The organism is Eubacterium sp. AF36-5BH (genome assembly GCF_003460505.1).
GTDB lineage: Bacteria > Bacillota > Clostridia > Lachnospirales > Lachnospiraceae > Eubacterium_G.
Genome location: NZ_QTVG01000004.1, coordinates 100,889 through 122,177 on the forward strand (window position 1 = coordinate 100,889; position 21,289 = coordinate 122,177).

General features: G+C 33.4%; 15 protein-coding genes. 11 read left to right on the forward strand and 4 right to left on the reverse strand.

Going from position 1 to position 21,289, the window contains the following annotated elements; genetic code table 11:
• Positions 1–4 precede the first annotated feature (4 nt).
• From DW006_RS04915 to DW006_RS04945, 7 genes are all read left to right on the forward strand, one after another.
• Positions 5–955 (forward strand): type II secretion system F family protein, encoded by a 951-nt coding sequence (locus tag DW006_RS04915; protein ID WP_117999303.1) that lies wholly within the window; start codon positions 5–7, stop codon positions 953–955.
• Between the two features lie 77 nt (positions 956–1,032).
• Positions 1,033–1,968, forward strand: a complete 936-nt coding sequence (locus DW006_RS04920) for a type II secretion system F family protein (protein WP_117999304.1) — start codon at positions 1,033–1,035, stop codon at positions 1,966–1,968.
• 243 nt (positions 1,969–2,211) lie between these two features.
• The gene (locus DW006_RS04925) at positions 2,212–2,559 is read left to right on the forward strand and encodes a DUF192 domain-containing protein (protein ID WP_117999305.1); all 348 of its coding nucleotides are present in this window, start codon (positions 2,212–2,214) and stop codon (positions 2,557–2,559) included.
• Positions 2,559–3,107, forward strand: coding sequence for a DivIVA domain-containing protein (locus tag DW006_RS04930; RefSeq protein ID WP_117999306.1), 549 nt, complete (start codon positions 2,559–2,561; stop codon positions 3,105–3,107). Before DW006_RS04925 ends, DW006_RS04930 begins: the two co-directional genes overlap by 1 nt.
• 194 nt (positions 3,108–3,301) lie before the next feature.
• On the forward strand, positions 3,302–4,909 hold the full coding sequence (locus tag DW006_RS04935; RefSeq protein ID WP_117999307.1) for a discoidin domain-containing protein: 1,608 nt from the start codon (positions 3,302–3,304) through the stop codon (positions 4,907–4,909).
• Positions 4,910–5,056: 147 nt separating this feature from the next.
• Positions 5,057–6,121, forward strand: coding sequence for a metallophosphoesterase (locus tag DW006_RS04940; RefSeq protein WP_117999308.1), 1,065 nt, complete (start codon positions 5,057–5,059; stop codon positions 6,119–6,121).
• Positions 6,118–8,019: an AAA family ATPase gene (locus tag DW006_RS04945; RefSeq protein WP_117999309.1), complete on the forward strand. Its 1,902-nt coding sequence runs from the start codon at positions 6,118–6,120 to the stop codon at positions 8,017–8,019. Before DW006_RS04940 ends, DW006_RS04945 begins: the two co-directional genes overlap by 4 nt.
• Before the next feature lie 223 nt (positions 8,020–8,242).
• On the opposite strand, the gene DW006_RS04950 is transcribed toward DW006_RS04945, so the two are convergent.
• The 4 genes from DW006_RS04950 to murC form a co-directional block, all read right to left on the reverse strand.
• The gene (locus DW006_RS04950; RefSeq protein WP_022164894.1) at positions 8,243–9,412 is read right to left on the reverse strand and encodes a ribose-phosphate pyrophosphokinase; all 1,170 of its coding nucleotides are present in this window, start codon (positions 9,410–9,412) and stop codon (positions 8,243–8,245) included.
• Positions 9,413–9,440: 28 nt separating this feature from the next.
• The gene (locus DW006_RS04955; protein WP_117999310.1) at positions 9,441–10,433 is read right to left on the reverse strand and encodes an ATP-binding protein; all 993 of its coding nucleotides are present in this window, start codon (positions 10,431–10,433) and stop codon (positions 9,441–9,443) included.
• A 37-nt stretch (positions 10,434–10,470) separates the two neighbouring features.
• Entirely contained in the window at positions 10,471–11,622 is a 1,152-nt protein-coding gene (locus DW006_RS04960; protein ID WP_022164896.1) for a DnaD domain protein, read from the reverse strand.
• 397 nt (positions 11,623–12,019) lie between these two features.
• Complete coding sequence (murC, locus tag DW006_RS04965; RefSeq protein WP_117999311.1) at positions 12,020–13,402, reverse strand: UDP-N-acetylmuramate--L-alanine ligase; 1,383 nt, start codon at positions 13,400–13,402, stop codon at positions 12,020–12,022.
• Positions 13,403–13,814: 412 nt separating this feature from the next.
• Between murC and DW006_RS04970 the strand changes: the two genes are divergently transcribed.
• From DW006_RS04970 to DW006_RS04985, 4 genes are all read left to right on the forward strand, one after another.
• Entirely contained in the window at positions 13,815–15,089 is a 1,275-nt protein-coding gene (locus DW006_RS04970; protein WP_117999312.1) for a glucose-1-phosphate adenylyltransferase, read from the forward strand.
• Positions 15,086–16,204, forward strand: a complete 1,119-nt coding sequence (gene glgD, locus DW006_RS04975; RefSeq protein WP_117999313.1) for a glucose-1-phosphate adenylyltransferase subunit GlgD — start codon at positions 15,086–15,088, stop codon at positions 16,202–16,204. The genes DW006_RS04970 and glgD overlap by 4 nt, the downstream gene beginning before the upstream one ends.
• 25 nt (positions 16,205–16,229) lie before the next feature.
• On the forward strand, positions 16,230–16,508 hold the full coding sequence (spoVG, locus tag DW006_RS04980; protein WP_022164900.1) for a septation regulator SpoVG: 279 nt from the start codon (positions 16,230–16,232) through the stop codon (positions 16,506–16,508).
• A 548-nt stretch (positions 16,509–17,056) separates the two neighbouring features.
• Positions 17,057–21,232, forward strand: a complete 4,176-nt coding sequence (locus DW006_RS04985; RefSeq protein ID WP_117999314.1) for a leucine-rich repeat protein — start codon at positions 17,057–17,059, stop codon at positions 21,230–21,232.
• Positions 21,233–21,289 lie beyond the last annotated feature (57 nt).

Below are 21,289 nucleotides of genomic sequence, written 5' to 3' on the forward strand. Positions count from 1 at the left end.
AATAATGTTAGTAATATTAATTATAGTATGTGCCATGGTATTTTTCTTTTGTATTTTTACTATTATTCTACATGGCATTGCAAAGGATAAATTAAAAGTTGAAGAAAGAATTAAGGATTTTGTATTAGAAGAAAAGGAAGAACGTAAAAAAACAACAACAAAGAAAAAGAGACTGAAAGTTAAAAAAAATACAGGATTTAAAACAAGAAAAGAATTGGCACAAATTGAAAATGAACTATATAATGTAGGAATTCAAATTCCGGTACAACAATTTATCGTTATATGGATTTCAGCATCAATAATGGTTCCTATTATTTTGGTAATAGTTGGGGTATCGAGTGTTATATGCATTGCATTGGTTGCTCTGATAGCTTTTTTTCCAATGATTTATGTACGTGGAAAAAAGAAAAAACGAAAAAATAGATTAGAAGGACAGCTAATTGAAGCTATTGGAGTTTTGTCAAACGCCTTAAAGGCAGGACATTCTTTTCAATCGGCAATGAGTAATATTGCAACAGATATGGAAGCACCAATTTCGGAAGAGTTTGGTAGAGTTTTTAAGGAAACTCAACGTGGAATGACTTTGGAAGAAAGTATGAATCGCATGGTGGAGAGAACAGATAGCGATGATCTGGATATGTTATGTACCGCAATTATTATTCAACGAAAAGTTGGCGGAAATCTGGCAGAAGTTTTGGAAAAAATATCAGGAACAATACAAAGCCGTATTAGTTTACGAAAAGAAATCAAAACAAGAACAGCCAGTGGGCGAATGTCAGGTTTTATAGTAGGTGCTTTACCGTTTCTATTACTCGGCATGATGGCTGCAATTAATAGGGAGTATGCATCACAATTGTTTGAAACATCAGCAGGAAGAGCGATGCTTGCCTTTGGATTTGTCTGGGAGTGCATAGGATTTGCGGTAATTAAGAAAGTGGTAACCATTAAATATTAAATGCAAACTATTAGATATCAAAGATTAGATGTTAAATACTAAAGATTTAATGGTAGAAATTAAAAAGGAGTGGCACTATGGTTATATTATTAACAATTATGTGCTCTGTTGTTATATTTTTCTTAGTGCTTATTATTTCTTATAATTTAGGTTTAAAAAACAACTGGAAACGTAAGCGTATCGAAAGTGTAAAAAATGTTGGTGATACACCGAGAAAAAAACAGCCTAATCAGGAAAAGAAAAGCATTAAAGAGAGATACAAACAATATTTAAAGAGTAGCAAAAAGGAAAAGGCTGGGAAAAACAAAAAAAAGAGAGAAAAAACCAACAAAAAAACTTCGGTTATAGAAGGTATGCTTGAAATGACAGGAACAGAGTTATCTGTGGAACAGTTTTCTATGCTAAAGATTGGTTTATCTGCAATATTAATGCTTGTTGCATTGATTGTCTGCAAAATTTTGAATCTGGGAATGGCATATCTGATTCTTGCTATGGCAGTGGTAGGTTTGGTTGCAATTATACTGCCGGGAGAGTGGCTGAAGGCAAAGGCGAAGAAACGAAAAGAGCTATTACGTCAGCAGTTACCTGATATAATGGACTTACTCGTTGTAAGCGTTGAGGCAGGTTTAGGATTTGATTCAGCATTAATTCGTCTTTATGAGAAAGATAAGTCAGAATTAATGACTGATCTTATGCAGGCAACAAGAGACATCCAGCGAGGAATGAGTAAAAAAGAAGCTTACGAAGGCTTGGCAAAAAGATGTGATGTTAAAGAATTAACAAGCTTTTTAACAGCCTTAGTACAGGCAGACCAATTGGGAATCTCCATTAAATCAGTGTTAAAAGTACAGGCAGAAAATCTGCGAAAAGATAGAAAAATGAGAGCGGAAGAAAAAGCTCTAAAAGCGCCGGTTACAATGCTGATACCAATGGTATTATTTATATTCCCGGTAATTTTTATCGTACTTTTAGGTCCGGCAGCTCTTAATATAATGGAAATGTTTGGAAAATAAAAGTTTATGCAGCAGTTAGTTAATAAGATAGATTATAGATAATGTAGCATTAACATAATAAGAGGCAGGTTACAGGTGACGCGGCTGTAAGGTAATAAGGGACAAGTATAGATGATTCAGTAATAAGATAACAATGAACGGTGCAGATGATAGGCAATAAGGTAACAATTGATAATTGGGATGCTGTAGTGGCATATGAAAGAAACACGTTGTGAAAGAAGGAAGTTATGAAAGAAGAAAGTTATGAAAGAAGCGGCAGTATATATTGAGAAAAGGAAAATCACAAACATAAAAATAGCAAATAATTTTTGGACAAGGTTTATGGGATTAATGGGAAAAAGCCCGAAACAAATTGAAAACATGGGTGGACTTCTTATAAAACCATGTTCGCAAATTCATATGTTTTTTATGAAAACACCAATTGATGTGATATATTTAAATAAGAACAACGAAATCATAAAAATTGACTCTGAAGTTCCCACAGGTATTTGTTGTAAAAAAGTCAAAGGCAGCAAAAGTGTTCTTGAACTACCAAGTGGCTATGCAACAAAACTGGGATTTAATAGCAAGGACAGATTGGAGGTAGTGTAATGGATAATGAAGGAAAAACAACAATCGAAAATTTAAGAAAAGACTTGGAAAATAAACACAGATTTACAAGCGTATGGCGGGGATACAACAAAAAAGAAGTAAATGATTATATGCAAAATATAGAAAATGAGCAGGCAAGACGAATTGAAGAAGAACGAAATAGTGTTAAAGAAGAACAGGAAAGAAGCAAAGAATTGATTTTGCAGATTCAAAAACAAAATCAGAAAATTCAGGAGTTACAGAAAAAACTAGATAATAGAGACGCCACCGAAAAATCTGTAGTTCAGAAAATGATGGATGAGTTAAAAGAAACCAACAGTAAACTAATGAAAGAAAATAGCAGAAAGCAAATGGAAATAGCAAATCTTGAAGAACGAATCACAAAGATGAGGGAAGACGTGACTAATTACACAGCTATGCTTTCAGCATTAGATAAACAATTGAAAGAATTGCTAAATGAAAAAATGGATGAATGCAATAGCATAATTGATACATGGGAACGACAATTTTTGCAAACAAAAAATGGTATAGAAGAGAAACTAAAATAAATTAATCTAATAATGCAAGTTTATTTGTAAAATCCGAAAGAATCGAGGACATATACATAATATATGTGTATATCCTGGTGAAACTTTCGGATTTTTTTGTGTAATAGGAAAATTAGTTGCAAAATCCATTAATTTGAAATGAAAAAATAATACCTAAAAGTGAAAAATAGGAGACTTAAAAAAATATTACTGTTATGATAGGAAATAAAAAAACAGTAAAATTAAAGAAAGCAAAGAAAAAAGTTAAATGGAAAATTGTTGCCGGAAAGAAAAATATTTCTATTAAGAAAAAAGGCAAGCTAAAAAATAAATTAATTGTTAAAGGCAAAAAAGTTGGAAAAGCCAAAATAAAGGCAATTTGCGGAAAGAAAAAATACACATTAACAACAGCAAATGACAATGAACAATATAAAGGAAGAAATCCAAAATCATGGATTTTATATGGCTCAAAGGACGGTAACAATTGGGAAACAATTGATGTTGTAAATGATAGTGGCATGGAAGATAAAAACTTTAAAACATATAATTACACGGTTGATAAAGTTGGAACATACCAGTATTACAAATTAGATGTACAAGCTATTTATGGAAGTGGATGCCAGATTTCAGAAATTTCCATGAAAGGTGCAACTGTTAGTCCAAGCAAATATGATATTTTATTTACAGGAGATTGGAAAGATGTTACTGTAGATGGATATTTAGAGGAACTTACAAGATTATTCTACAATAGTTACCCACGTTTATATCAAAGATGGGGTAACGGCACAGAACCAACAACAATTACATTTAAGGCTGATAACAATTATGATGGAGTAGCGTATTGCCAGGGAACTACAGTTTGTGTATCTACAGCATATGCAAACAGTCACCCAACAGATATTGGATTTTTCTCACATGAAATCACTCACTCTGTTCAGCAGTACAGTGGAAAATTAAATTACGGTGATGATGTTGCCTGGTGGACTGAAAACATGGCAAACTATGGTGGGTTCAGATACTTCCACTGGTCAAATCCTAAATATGTTCAGATATATGAGGCAACAGATACTTCATTACAGGATTGGGGTTACCAACAGTACAGAAATAATAAATGGTTCTTTGCCTATATGGATTCAAAATATCCAACAAGAAAAAATGCAGACGGAACATTGAAGTTAGGATTAATTGATAGCATTAATAAATTAATCAAGGATAACAATACAGGAAGTACTTATACAGATGATCCTTATAATGTAACAACACCATTTAATAAAGTGGTAAAAGATATTACAGGATATGACTGCATTGAGTCCTTAAGAAAGAAATATGTTGAAGAATTAAAAGCGGGAACATGGACATTTAAAGGATTTGGTGATTACGAAGACAACTGGTTAACAGAGAATATAGAGGGGATTGCAAACTCTGAATATCCAATGGTTGGGGAAAAAATCCACGGAAACAAGACAGCCGCTAAGTTGAGTAATGTTATTAACGATGACACAAACTTATGTCTTGGAGCAAAAGTTTTTGATTGTTCAGGATTTACCAATGATTCAGAAAATGCATCAATGCTTATAGACGGTAAGCTTGGCACAAAGTGGTGTGCTACAAGTTCAAACGTTACTAAGGGTCAGTATAAATTAAATGGTGTTAAACATTGGATTCAAATTGACTTAGGTAGTGAAAAGGAATTTAATACATATACTCTTTATAATACACAAAGTAAAGAAGGCTTTGGTAATGCAACTGAATGGGAAATTCTTACATCAAATGATGGACAAAGAAATATCTTACAAATTAGCCGTTTGCATAATTTAACATAAAGTAGAAAGTTAGTAAAAAAGTTGGTAAAATATTAAGAAAGTATTGGAATATTATTAGAAAGCAGTTGAATATTTGACCACCAATATCTTTAATGATATACTGAAAATTGGGTTAGACTATAAATTAACAGCAGTTTGGGAGGCTATATGAAATTTATTCATACAGGTGATATACATTTAGGCGCACATCCTGAAAATAAGAAAGAATGGGCGGCAAAAAGAGGAGACGAAATTTGGGAATCCTTTGAAAGATTAATAAAGAAAATAAAGATGCAGCCAGTGGATTTGCTTATTATTGCAGGCGATATGTTTCATAGACAACCACTGCTAAGAGAAGTGAGAGAGGTAGATTACCTTCTGTCAACAATTCCTGATACAAAGATTGTAATATGTGCAGGAAATCACGATGCCATAAAGAAGGGATCTTTTTATGATGGTTTTAAATGGAGTGAAAATGTAATCTTTATAGATGATAAAAACATTACCAAGGTTGATATTCCGGAACTTAATACATGTGTTTATGGTTTAAGCTACCATGAAACAGAAATCCAGGAAAATTTATATGACCACATTATTGTAGAAGATATTGATAAAATTAATATTTTAGTAGCACATGGTGGCGATGAAAAACACATACCTATTAGTAAAAAGAAACTTGCAATGTCAGGTTTTGATTATGTAGCGTTAGGTCATATACATAAGCCGGAAATGGACGAGAAAAACCGTATGGCTTATTGTGGTTCCCTTGAACCAATTGACATGAATGACATGGGTGAGAGAGGATATATATACGGAGAAGTGACAAAGAATAGTCTTGAGTTAGAGTTTGTTCCTTTTGCAAAACGTATATATAAGGAAATTGATTTTCAGGTAACTACAACAGCTACTAATATGGAAATTAGACACAGACTTACGGATATGATTGAAGAAAATGGAAAAGATAATATGTTTAAGATTTTCTTTTCAGGTTACAGAGACCCCGATTTTGAAATAAATGAAAAAGAAATTGAGAGCGTTGGAAATATAGTTCAGATTGTAGATGAAACCGTACCGGATTTTGATTTTCAGGAATTATATGAAGATAATCATGATAATATATTGGGAATGTTTATTAAAAGATATTTGGACAAAGGAAATTTAAGCGAATTAGATCGAAAAACTTTATATTATGGTGCAAAGGCTTTAATAGATGCAATGGAGGACAGACAATGATTATTAAGGATTTACAATTAACTAATTTCGGAAAATTTAATCATAAGTCCATGTCTTTGGAGCCGGGATTAAATATTATATATGGTGAAAACGAGGCCGGTAAGACTACGTTTCATACATTTATTAGAGGCATGCTTTTTGGAATAGAGAAGCAAAGGGGAAAAGCTAGCAGTAAGGATACGTACAGTAAGTATGAGCCTTGGGACAACCCATCTAATTACCAAGGGATGATGAGAATCGAAAGCAATGGTGTTGATTATCGAATCGAAAGAAATTTCAACAGACAGAATAAATCATTTAAGGTGATAAATGAGGATTTAGGTCGTGAACTTACACAAGATGAAATTGACAAACTATTTACAGGGTTAGATGAAAGTTGTTACTACAATACAATAAGTATTAGCCAGTTGGGAAGCGTAACAGACAAGGAATTAGAAAATATTTTAAAAAACTATGCGGCAAACTTAGGCTCCACTAAGTCTATGGAAATAGATATTAAAGAAGCCTTTACGGATTTGGATGCACAGAAGAAAAAGATTGCAACTGATAACCGAATCGGTGAGGAATATGATGTGGAACGTTGCATATACACTGTTAAGGAACAACTGGAGGTCTCTGAAAGAGAGCAACATGCAATTATTGCATCAATTGAGCAGAAAAAAGATTCAGTTTTAAGGTTATCTTCAAGAAAGGAAGAACTTTCAGCATTAGACAAGCAAAGACTTGGAGAACTCGCAAGACAAAATGCCAGAAAAGATAAGCTGTATCAGGATGTTATGACATACACATCTGAGGTTGATAAGACAAATGAAATACTTGAAAAAATAAAAGCACATAAAGCTGAACTTACAAGTCAACTTATGGAAAAAGGCATAGACGGCCATGAAACAATGGAAATGCTGTCTGAAAAAGTACATACACGTAGTAGTATGCCGGTTGCATTTATTATTTTAGCATTGGCATTTGTAGGTACAGGTGTAGGGCTGATACTTGGAAATTTGAATTTCTTAACAGTTACAGAATTTTGGATTAGACCAATTGGCTGCTTTGTAGGAGCTTTTATTTGTACAATCTTGGCAATCATAAGATATTGTTTTAATAAAAAGAAGAAAAAGCGTAAGTTAGAGGCAATCAAGGAACTGAAATTAGCTTTGGATAAATTGGAAGCTGCAAAACATGAAGAACTTTACACACAGCGTCAGTTAGAAAGCAAGAAAGAACTTTTGAAAAATACAAAGCTTATGATTAAGCAGGAAGAAGATCGTTCCATAGACTCAGCAGATTACAGCAATGAAATTAAAGACATTGAAGAGCAGGAACGTGAACTTAATGAGGTTATATCAAAGGCGCGTTGGGCACTAGAGCAGAAAAAAGAACAGGATATTCAATGCGAAAGACAGTTGGATGAACTAACAGAGAGACTTGATAATATTAAAAAAGCCAAAATTGAAATTCAGGCAATAGAAGATGCAAAGGAAAACATTGAGGATATTGCTAATGAAATACGAAATAGTTTTGGCAAGCGTTTAAACGAGAGAGCTTCCTACTATATGTCGCAGATAACAAATGGTAAATATGATAATTTGTCAATTGATGAAAGATTGAATATTTTAGTTAATAGCAAAAAAGCATTGCTACCAGCTTCTAAGTTAAGTAAGGGAACAGTAGAACAAATATATATGGCATTGCGTTTGGCAGCAGCAGATATAATATTTGAAAAAGACTACAAACCAATTTTACTTGATGATGCTTTTGTAATGTATGACAACAAGAGAATGGGAAACACATTAAAGTTTATGGGCGAGAATATGGAACAGGTAATTTTGTTCTCATGTCATACAAGAGAAAAAGTTATGGCAGATAAATTAGAAATTAAGCATAATTTCATAAAACTGTAGACATATAAGTAAAGACGCAGGCAAAAGCACGAGCAAAGGCGTAAGTAGAAATACAATTAAAAAAATAAAATTAGCTATAATAAAATAATAAAAAGGCTACGGGTTTTATAGATTTGATACTATAAACCCATAGCCTTTTTACTTTATCTCAAATTAGTTTCAACAATAATGATTACATAAATGCTTGAATAACATAAATACATAACACAATTGTTAGAAATTATTATCTGTTTTTATATGCTTCAACGCATTTTTCAATCTTCTTGTATGGATTTAGTAAATCACTAATAGAAGAATCGTGGTTTAATCTGTCGATGAAGTATGCTGTGTATTTAGCAACGTCTACGTTAATGTACCATTCTCTTGAAAGAAGTTCAGGTGTCTGGTAAATGCAGTTTGTTGTCATAATACGATAAATTGTTCCATCAGCGTAAGCTTCGTCAAATCTTTCAAGACCATTTGTAAATAAACCAAATGTTGAAGCAACGAAAACTCTCTTAGCTTTACGTTTCTTAAGCTGTCTTGCAACGTCAAGCATACTATCACCTGAAGAAATCATATCGTCAATAATTAACACGTCTTTACCTTCAACAGATTCACCTAAGTATTCATGAGCAACGATTGGGTTTCTTCCGTCTACAACCTGTGTAAAGTCACGACGTTTGTAGAACATACCCATATTGATTCCAAGAGCGTTTGCAAAATAAACTACTCTGCTCATTGCACCTTCATCAGGGCTGATTACCATAAGGTGATCATCATCAATAATAAGGTCATCAACATTTCTTAAAAGGTTCTTAATGTACTGATATGTTGGCATAATTGATTCAAATCCGCTAATAGGAATTGCGTTGTTTACTCTAGGATCGTGAGCATCAAATGTTAAGATGTTGTCAACACCCATGCTTACTAATTCCTGAAGCATTACTGCACAGTCCATAGATTCTCTAGAAGAACGTCTATGCTGTCTGCTTTCATATAAGAAAGGCATAATAACTGTAATCTTCTTTGCTTTACCGGCAGCGGCAGCAATAACACGCTTAATGTCAGCATAGTGGTCATCAGGTGACATATGGTTCTTGTGACCACAAACAGTGTATTCTACGCTGTAATTTGTTACATCATCGATAATGTAAAGGTCTGTACCTCTAACAGTATCTCTTAATGTACATTTGGCTTCACCTGTACCAAAACGTGGTGTGTCTACATCAAGAAGATATGAGTCTTTTACATATCCTTTGAAAGTGATAGGTGATTCCTTTGCTTCGATTCTCTCGCTTCTCCAGTCAGAAATATATGCGTCTACAGTTTCACCTAAAGCTTTGCTTCCTGATAAAGCTACAATCGCAAGTGGTCCAACAGGAATTGATTCAATGAATTTTTCGATAGCCATTAATTTTTCCTCCATGTGTAAAAAAGTGTTAATTAATAAATTTTTTTATCCTTATATCATCACCAAAAATCTTAAATGTATTATAGTTACCAAGAATTCTCGAAAATGTTCTGTCAGTATAAACTTCATTAAGATCTGACAATGAGAAATTGGTTGATATAATTGTTGATTTATGGTGTATAAGTCTGTAGTTTAAACAATCAAACAAAGCTGAATTGGTAAAAGAATTAGCCATTTCGCTTCCAAGATCATCAATTATAAGCACATCGCACTGTAATAGCTCATGCTTTGTAATTTGTCCAAATGCAGATGATTCCTTTTGATTAAAAGTAATTTTTGACAACAAATCAAAGAAAGATACAGCTGTTAAATATAGCACTGTATGTGACTTGTTAATCAGTTCATTTGCAATGCAGTTAATGAGAAAAGTTTTTCCCGAACCTGCTCTACCATAAAATAAAATACTATTATTGTCAATATTATCAAAATTATCTACAAATTCTTTACAGAAAGTTACAACGTCCTTAATGTTATCAAGAGCAGTAACACCTGTTACTTCATCTACAAAATTATTTGAATATAAATCAAAATTAAATGTGCTGAAATTTTCCTTTTGTAGTATATCATTTAATTCTTCGGTTGTGTAAAGAGATTTTATAACTTCCTTCTGAAGACATTCACAAGGTTGTCCGTTCACAAAACCAGTATCTTTACAAATAGGACAATCATAAATGGGCTCAAGATAATCACTCTGATAACCGTTTGCCATAAGGAGAGCCTTCTTCTGATTGCTTACATTGGCGATATCTTCTTTTAAATTGTCTTTTAAAGATGTATCCCCATTAAGTGCACTACGTGCAGCATTAACTGCCAGAGAGCTGATTTTTAAGTCACAATCCTTAATCTGAGGAATCTTTTCATAAATCTCTTTGAGACGCTTGTCCTGTTTAATACTATTGTCCAATCGTCTATTATTATACTTATTATAAATAATGTCAAACTGTTCTCTTGTTAATCCCATAAAAAACTCCATTCATAGGGTATATGTTGATTGCTGTCTATTTTTCTTTTGAAGAAATGTTAGCAACCATTTCTTTTCGGTTCATAATAAGCTGCTTTTCGAAGTCCTGATGATTATAATTTCTACTTTCAATAGCTCTAACATTTTTTGGACGACTGATTTTCTTAGCAACTTTTGCCTTAGCACTGTAAATCTTCTGTGATTCTTCTTTGTGTTCCTTGTCCAACTTTTCAATGTCAGCCATTGATGTTACATTTTTTTCTGACCATTTTAGTAAAATTGAATCAGCATAAGAAAACTTTCCGCTGTTTGTACTTGCGTGAGCAGCAGATCTGTTGCAGGCTTCAATAATGAATTCATCAGAAAAATCTAACTCATCAGTCCACTTTGTTATGTAAGACATTTCACGTTTAATAGGTCTTGCTGGAACATCTAAACCAAAAGCTTTGTAAATGCTTTTTGAAATATCTTTCTGTAATTTTAAGTAATCCTTAAGTTCCTTTAATGTTCTAATGTCTTTTTCAAAGTAAAAAACAATCTGTTTTTCTATGTATGAAAGGGACTTCTGCCCTGATGAAATGCAAGATTCCATAACGTATTCGATAAAGTCGGCACTAAGCTGTAAACCATCAAGTATGTATAAAATGCTGTCGATTTCTGTAGGGCTTAGTAACTTGCCTAAATATGTTTCAGCAAGGAACTTAATCTGCTGGAAATCTTCATTGTCTGAAAAAGCTTCAACTTCTCTTGGTGAATATTTCTTCTTGTTAGGAACGATAATTCCTGATGCTGTAGGAACTGCAATAGGAGCTGATTCTCCGGCAGCAGATGCTAAAACTTCAGTGTTTGTATCAAGTTTATTGTTTAAATCCCTAACAATGTATCTGTTTGTTGAAAGTGCTTCAAGCTTGATTCCGTTAATGGAACCATCCTCGTCAAGTGATAGTGAGAGTAAATTCTCTCTTGACCAGAATTTCAAAGCACGAACAACGTCGCTTTCAAGTATATTAAAAGTATCAGCAATAGTTGGAATTGAAAGATCTTCGCATCCAGTGTTTACAAGACGTAAAAGTAATAAATAAATCTTTACAAATTCACCATTTGCAGTTGGCATGTATTCATCTACAAAAACATTCGAAATAGAAGTAAAATCTGTAAAATTACCTCTGTCAAAAATTAACTTGCTCATATCTTTATGTCCCTCTTTTTCCAAAAAAAATATTAAAAATTTGTACAGGAAAATTCCTGCCTGTCCCAAAATATTTCAACAGAAAATTCGTCAAAAATATTACTGTTTTTTCTCAAAAACACATACAGGGGATTTCCTGCGTGCAGGAATGAGTATAGCATAAAGTATAAAAAATGCAATGTTGCAAAAGGCTTGAATGCCCCATTTTTAAAGGACTTTTGGCAATGTTAATAATGTTAATAATGTTAATACATCAGCCGGAAAAAATGCTGAAAAATGTCGAACACCTTATTTTATGGGGAAAACAAACCAATGTTAATTACTTGAAAATTATGAACAAAAAAACCACAAAATTTTGAAGAAAGTTATCAACAAAATTTTGTGGGATGTTAATAAGTTATTTTCCTAAAAGATGTTCCCCTATTTTAACTACATCTCCGGCACCCATTGTTATTAACAAATCGCCAGGTGAACAACTTTCTAGTAAAAAATTTTCTATTTCACTGAAACTTGGGTAGTAATGTACCTCAGTTCCGTATTTTTCGATTTCTTTTTTTACATCTAAAGAACTAACACCTAAAGTGTCTTTTTCTCTTGCAGCATAAATATCTGCTAAAACTACAGCGTCAGCTTCCTTTAATGCTTTTCCAAATTCAGGAAGTAATGACTTAGTTCTTGAATATGTATGTGGCTGGAAAACTACCCACATTTTCTTATGAGGATAGTGTTTAGCTGTTTTGATAGTTGCTGTAATTTCATCTGGGTGATGTGCGTAATCATCAATAATAGTAACATCGCCCACTTTACCCTTGTACTGGAATCTTCTGTCAGTTCCACCGTATTGTGTAAGACCGGCCTTGATGTTCTCGTCACTAATTCCCATTGCGTGAGCAGCGGCAATAGCAGCAAGAGAGTTGTAAATATTGTGTTCTCCTGTAACATTTAAAGCTACATGGAATGACTTTTCACCGTTAACAACCAGGTCGTATGAACCTTTAGCAAACTGATCAAATTCAATATTTGTAGCACTGTAATCACTCTTTGCAGGATCTGAACCTACAGTTATAACCTTACATTTTAGCCCGTCAGTAAAATATTCTAAGTTGTCAATATCACTATTTATAACAAGAAAACCGTCGTCAGGTACAAGTTCAGCAAATTTTCTGAAACTGTGTCTAATGTCATCTAAATCCTTAAAGAAATCAAGATGGTCTGCGGCAACGTTCAAAATAATTGCCATATTTGGCTTAAATGATAAGAAACTATTAGTGTATTCACAAGCTTCTGTAATTAATTTATCTGAATGTCCAACACGTGTGTTTCCATGAATTGCAGGCATAATACCACCTACTAATATAGTTGGATCAGTGTTTCCTTCTAACATAATCTGTGACAACATTGAAGTTGTAGTGGTTTTTCCATGGGTTCCTGAAACTCCAATTGCCATAGGGTAGTTAAGCATAATTTGACCTAAAAACTCAGCTCTTGTAAGAAGTGGAATACCAAGTTCCTTTGCCTTAACAAGCTCAGGGTTGTCCTGCTTAATAGCAGCAGTATAAATTAAAACGTCTATATCAGATGAAATATTACCAGCTACCTGATTATAAAAAATCTTCGCTCCTAAAGATTCTAAATGATCAGTGATTTTTGATTCGTGTGAATCTGATCCTGTAACTGTAAAACCTCGTGAAATCATAATTTCTGCAAGAGCACTCATGCTAATGCCACCAATTCCTGTAAAATGTAAATTGGCAGGAGTATTAAAATCTAAATTGTACATAATCCTTCTCCTAAATTAAATATATAAATTTTTGCACAGGCAAAACCTAATAAAATTAACATATAAATATGTATAAAAATAAATTGCATATTAATATGAAGAAAAAAATTTTAAAAAGGCTCCCTTTACATCTTAAAATACTTAATTATTATACACTTCTTATGACAAATTTTAAAGGTTCAATATGGTAAAAATATATAGCAGAAAATTGCTAAAAATTTAACAAAATCAAAATGCAACAAAAAAATAGTCGAATGATGTACAAAATGCACAAAGAAAAAAGAAAAAAACATCAAAAAAACGAAAAAACTAATAAAAAAAAGCACCAAAAGATACTTATTACCCTTTTAATATGTCACATTTAATGTTATACTTTTAGTACACAATTTTTTTAAGCAGCGAGGTGAAGGACATGGTAAAAAAAGAAATGATAGCTATGTTGTTAGCCGGCGGCCAAGGTAGTCGTTTAGGAGTGCTAACAGCGAAAGTAGCAAAACCTGCAGTTGCCTTTGGAGGAAAATACAAAATCATAGATTTTCCATTAAGCAATTGCATTAATTCAGGTGTGGATACAGTTGGTGTACTTACTCAGTACCAACCACTTAGACTAAATGCTCATATTGGAATTGGTATTCCATGGGATTTAGACAGAAATATAGGCGGTGTAACAGTACTTCCACCATATGAAAAAAGTGAAAATACAGAATGGTATACAGGAACAGCAAACGCAATTTACCAGAATTTAGATTATATGGAATCATATAATCCGGACTATGTGCTAATTTTATCAGGGGATCATATTTATAAGATGGATTATGAAGTGATGCTTGATTACCACAAGGCGAACAATGCGGATGTAACCATAGCAGCTATGCCGGTTCCAATTGAAGAGGCAAGTAGATTTGGTGTGGTAGTAACAGATGATAATCATAAGATAACAGAATTTCAGGAGAAGCCGGAACATCCAAAGAGTAACCTGGCATCCATGGGAATTTACATATTTAGTTGGCCTGTATTAAAAGAGGCTTTGTTAAAGTTAAAAGATCAGCCAAATTGTGATTTTGGTATGCACATTATTCCATACATTCATGGAAGCGGAAGACCAATTTACGCTTATGAATATAATGGATACTGGAAGGACGTAGGAACATTGAAATCATATTGGGAAGCTAATATGGAATTAATCGATATCGTTCCTGAGTTTAATTTATATGAGGAATTTTGGAAGATTTACACAAAGAATGATGCACTTCCGCCACAATATATTTCAGCAGATGCAGAGATTGAGAAAAGTATTGTAGGTGAAGGTTGCGACATTAGAGGTAATGTACAGAATTCAGTAATAAGTGCTAATGTTGAGGTTGGCGAAAACGCAGAAATTCACGATTCAATTATTATGCAGGGAAGCGTAATAAAGCCGGGAACTAAGATTTATGGCAGTATTATAGCTGAAAATGTTGAAGTTGGAGAGAATTGTACAATTGGTGTTGGCGAATATGCTGACAGTAAATTAAGTCAGAAGATATACAATTGTGATTTGACAGTAATAGGCGAAGGCTCAGTTATTCCTGACGGTGTAACAATTGGTAAGAATGTTGCAATTTCAGGAAAAACAGAACCATCAGATTATCCTGACGGAAAGCTCCCATCAGGTGACTATATAGTTAAGGCAGGTGAGAATAAATGAGAGCAGTTGGAATAATTTTAGCAGGAGGTAGTAATACCAAATTAAAGGAACTTTCAAGAAAGCGAGCTATTGGCGCCATGCCTATAGCAGGAAGTTATAGAGCAATTGATTTTGCATTAAGTAATATGACAAATTCCCACATTCAGAAGGTAGCTGTTTTAACACAGTACAATGCCTGGTCGTTAAATGAACATTTAAGTTCATCAAAATGGTGGGACTTTGGTAGAAAACAGGGTGGTTTATATGTATTTACACCATCAATTACATCAGACAATGGTTTTTGGTATAGAGGAACAGCCGATGCAATCGCACAAAACATTGGCTTTCTTAAGAAAAGCCATGAACCATATGTAATTGTGGCATCAGCAGATGGCATTTACAAATTAGATTACAATGATGTTTTAAAGAGACATATTGAAACAGGTGCAGACATTACAATAGTTTGCAAAGATATGGGTAGTAACGCAGATGTTTCATCATATGGTGTGGTTACTACATATAATAATGGAAGAATTATCGATTTTGTTGAGAAACCGCTTAATAGCACAAGTACATTGGTATCAACAGGAATTTATGTAATCAGAAGAAGATTGCTTATTCAGATGTTAGAAGAGTGTGTTGCAGAAGACAGATATGATATTGTTAATGACATTATTATAAGAAATAAGGAATCTAAAAAGATTTATGCATATCAGTTAGATTCTTACTGGAATAATTTATCTAGCATAGAGAAATTCTACAATGTAAATATGGATTTCTTAAAACCGGAAGTTAGGGATTTCTTCTTTAAACAATATCCGGATGTTTATTCAAAAGTTGAGGACATGCCACCGGCAAAATACAATTCGGGCTCAAACGTTAAGAATAGTTTGATATCCAGCGGATGTATTGTTAATGGTACTGTAGAGAATTCAGTAGTGTTTAAACAGGCATACATAGGAAATAATTGCACAATAAAAAATTCAGTTATTCTAAATGATGTATATATTGGAGACAATGCTGTGATAGAAAATTGTATTGTGGAAAGTCACAGTACAATTAATCCAGGAGATCATCTTGGAGAAGAAAATGAAATTAAAATTATAAACGAACGTAATTTTAGATATAGTTTGTAGGTTACAAGGAAAGGAAGACAAGCATATGAACATAACAGACGTTAGAGTAAGAAAGATGACTAAAGAAGGAAAAATGAAAGCTGTAGTGTCTATAACTATCGATGATGAATTTGTAGTACATGATATTAAAGTAGTAGAAGGTGAAAAAGGATTATTTATTGCAATGCCTTCACGTAAAGCAGCAGATGGAGAGTATAGAGATATTGCTCATCCAATTAACTCGGCTACCCGCAATTCAATCCAGAGTATCGTTTTAGAAGCTTACGAAAAAGCTTTACTTGAGCCGGATGAGCCAAGAGAATAATTAGGTTTACTTTAGAATTGCATCAGAGTAAGATGTGTGTTCCTTTAAAGTAATATATTACACAATGAGACGGAGGACTGTCGTTTTCACGATTTAGAATCGTGAGGCGGCAGTTCTTTGTTTCTATAATAAGAAAATCCTTTAGAATTTCTTATTATAGAAATAACATTACACTATGGATAAACACTCGCACGAAAGAAAAAATATTGCTGGCTAAAAAGTTAGTAATATTTATTAAATTAAGGCACAAATAAGAACAAGTAGGAAAGAATAATAAAAAAACAAATAAAAACATTTTTGTCAAATTTTGAAAGAATGTGAAAGAATATGAAAAGCGCATAAAATATTAATATAAATTTAGGAAAAGTAAATAAAAAAAAAATAAAATGTTGTAAAAAATGCTAAAAAGCATTTTCATAAAAGCTGAGAATTGAATGAAAAATAATTAATGCTAAAATATAGTATATAAAATAAAAACGTTTTAAGACCAACCTTACAAATTAAAGTGTTTTATTAATTTTTTTGAGTTTAATTGAGGAGGAAAGAAAATGAAGATGAAAAAGATGTACAAATCTTTACTATCAATGCTTTTGGCTTTAACAATGCTTTTTTCATCACAGGCATTTAGCGAGTCAGTTCTTGCAGCATCAGCAGCAACAAGTACAGACGCAATTGATGGTGCAGATGAAGCAACAACACATGCAGAAGTTTTCTTTGTCAACAAGGCAAATGGAAATCTTATTACTGTAAGTGGAAAAGAGAATGATCCAATATTAGTGGAAAAGAAATTTACAACAACAAGCAGTGTGGATGACAGTGCTAAATTCTCTGCATACTATGGAACATACAAAAACTACGGAATTGATGACAAAGAACATGATGTATTTAATTTCGCAACAAAGTCAAGAAATACTGTATGGAGAGCTACAGATGACGAAATCATTTACCAGTACAAAATGGATGTAAAAGATGATTACGCACCAACAGGTTGGGAATCTGTAGAAATTCAGCATAACGAAGATGGAACTATTTCATTTGCAAGTAGTGCTGATGAAAAAATCATTACAGTTGAAACATATACTGACAAATATGATAACAACAAAGAACATACAAAACTTGGTGTTAGCTCAAAATACCATTTAGGCGACAAGGTTGGTGACGCAGAAAAGTTTTATATGTACACAGCAACTTCACCTAAGAAGGCTAGAAAAGTAACATTATCTAATGTAGCAGGTGACAGCGTTCAGGTTTCATGGACAACACCTAAGGAACATATGTATTCATGTTTCGAAGTTTTCTATGCTACATCAGAAAATGGAAATTATAAATCAGCAGGTTTAACAACAGACAGCAAGATGACTGTTAATAATTTGACAGCACAAAAACAATATTTCTTTAAGGTTAGAACATTAACTAACACAAAAGATGCCGGAAGCTATAGTACTTATGCTGACAGTGAAGTAGCTTATACTACTACATTATCAATGTCAAAACCTGCTAAGACAGATATTACAGATATTAAGAGAGATGACAAGACAGGCGCTCAGACAATTACTTGGAAAGTAGCAACAAATGCAGCTTCTTACAATATTTACAGAGCAGAGGGTCGTTATGCTGAGTATAAGTTAATTGATACTGTAAAGGCTGATCAGACAAGCTACACAGATACAAAGCCAAATACAAGTTCTAAGTACAAAAACTACTACAAGGTAGAATCAGTAAACGGAAATGTAAATGGTGAAATGTCAGAACCTTATTCGTTAGAAATTGCTCAGTTCGGTGACAATATGTATGTATTCAATGATGCTGATGATAAAGATGCAATTTCAGACAAGGTAAATGAGATATTTGGTTACCAGCATTATGATCAGTTCGGTCAGAATCGTTATGCATTCGCATTTAAACCTGGTGATTATACAGATACAAGTGCAGATGCTTATAATGTAGGATATTATACACAGATTCTTGGTTTAGGTAAGACACCATATGATGTAAGAATTAAGAACGTTAAAACACCGGCAGCTTTAGCTAATGGTAACGTAACATGTAACTTCTGGGTTGATGTTGAAAACTTTACAATCGCTCAGACATCAGATGGTTCAGATTACTGGAATGATTCATTTAAGTGGGCAGTATCACAGGCAGCTCCGGCCAGAAGACTTAATGTAGAAAGACAGACATTACTTCAGTGGACATGGGGTGATAAAGCTTGGGCCAGCGGTGGTTACATATCAGATACAAAATTCCACGATGCAGTTGGTTCATGGTGTCAGCAGCAGTATTACTACAGAAACTGCGAATTCACAACAAAGCAGGCTGATAATGGTGCAGTATATGGTATTAACTGGAATCAGGTTATTCAGGGATGCGAAAACGTTGACGGAACAACTTTAAAAGATAACAGTAGTAATTACTTTAACACAGGTGGTAACTTATTACAGAACAATGGTTTCTCAAACTGGAAAACAAACGGCTGTACAACAGTATTAGATAAGACAGATGCAACAAGAGAAAAACCTTTCTTATATTTTGATGAATCATCAGATAGCTACAAGGTATTTGTACCATCAGTAAGAAAAGATACAAAGGGTGTTTCTTGGTCAGAAAACAATATGGGACCTGGTGTTTCATTAGGCTTAGACAGCTTCTATATTGCAAACCCTGACAAGGATACTTCAACAACAATTAATGATGCATTAGCAAAAGGTTATAACTTACTTCTTCAGCCTGGTATTTACAAATTAGATAAGGCTCTTGAAGTAACACATGAAAATACAATCGTACTTGGTTTAGGTATGGCAACATTTACTTCAACAGATAAGAACACGGATACATTTATCAGAGTTGCTGGTAAGAAGTGGAGCAGTGATTACAAATCATATACAAAGTATGATATTGGTGGTGTTGAAATTGCAGGTGTAATTTTAGATGCCGGAAAGAAAACAGATACACTTTTAGAACTTGGTTATGAAGGTGCAAATGTAGATCATTCAAATAACCCTTGTGTATTACAGGATGTTATTTGTAGAGTTGGTGGTACAGGAGCTCTTGGAACAACAGGAGATTGTATCGTAATTAACAGTAACAATACAATTATTGATGAAACATGGATTTGGAGAGCTGACCATGGTGATAACACTGGTTGGTATGAGAATACAGCCAATAGTGCTTTAGTTGTAAATGGTGATTATGTAACAGGTTATGGATTATTTATTGAGCATTTCCAGAAGCATGATGTACTTTGGAGAGGTGAATATGGTAAGACATACTTCCTACAGAACGAAAAATGTTATGATCCACAGAAACAGGAGGAGTGGATGTCACATAACAACACTGTTAAGGGTTATGCAGCATACAAAGTTTCAAATAATGTAAAACATCATTATGCAGTAGGTCTTGGCGTATACGATGTATTTATTTACACTAATGGAGCATCAATCTTCTTAGATAATGCTATCGAAGTACCAAATGCGGACGATGTATTAATAGAAAATGCATGTATCGTAGAAATTGCAAACGGTGAAGGACCAAATGTAGGTATTAACAATATTATTAATGGTACATGTCCTGGTATTACAACAGGTGCTGATTCAGTAACTGTATCAGGTAAGAGCGGTGGATATGCTGTCCAGAGATTATTATATTATCGTAACAAGACATCTGTTTCATTACCAGACAGTTATGATTACTCAAAAGATGGCGGAAACGGAATGGAAAAATATCCATTAGATGATAATGGTTTAATTATTCCAAATACAGAAGATAATGTTAAACAGCCGGATATGGATACAGATGGTGCTGATAAGACTATCGTTAAGGAACCAGCAACAAAGGATACTTCAAGCGCATTAGGTACAGACAAGACAGGCGATAATTATTATGAAGATAAGATTAAAGACTGTACAGATGAATGGAAAAAGGTTGAAGAAGCTAACAGATATGTAACTCCTGGTAAGGTCGACAAGCCTAAAAATGATAAATCGGTAGCTAATCAGGTTCGTACAAAATACGGAGTATACGTAGGAAAAGTATTTACAGCAGGAAATTACATTTATCAGGTAACTTCAGTTGATACACTTAAACAGGGTAAGGCAAAACTTATTGGTGTTGTTGCTTCTAAGAAGAACACATTAACAACAGTAGCTGTACCTGATAAGACAAGCTATAAGGGATATGGTTTATCTGTATCAGAAGTTGGTGCTAAGGCATTCATGTCAATGAAGAAGCTTAAGAAAGTTTCATTTGCAGCAGGAATCAAGACAATTGGTGCATCAGCATTTAGCAAGTGTACTAAGTTAAACAAGATTAGCTTTAAGAACGTAACAACAATTGGTGGCAAGGCATTTGCAGGATGTAAGGGACTTAAGAAAGTTACAATTGGTAGCAAGGTAACTAAGATTAACAGTAATACATTCTCAGGATGTAAGAAACTTAGCAAGGTGACAATCGGTAAGAAAGTTAAGTCAATTGGAAAGAACGCATTCAAGAAGTGTTCAAAACTTAAGACTGTTGTAATTGGAAAGGCGGTTAAGACAATTAGTGCTAAGGCTTTTGCAAGCGATAACAAGATTAAGACTATTACTTTCAAGGGTAAGAAACTTAAGAAAGTTAAGAAGAATTCTTTCAGTAAGAAAGTTGTAAAGAATATTAAGTCTAAGAAGACAAAACTTAAAGGTAATAAAAAAGCCGTTAAGGCATTTAAGAAAAAGCTTAAGATAAAATAATTGATTTATAAAATTAAGCATTAAATAATTTAGAACATTAATAATTTAATGGATTTA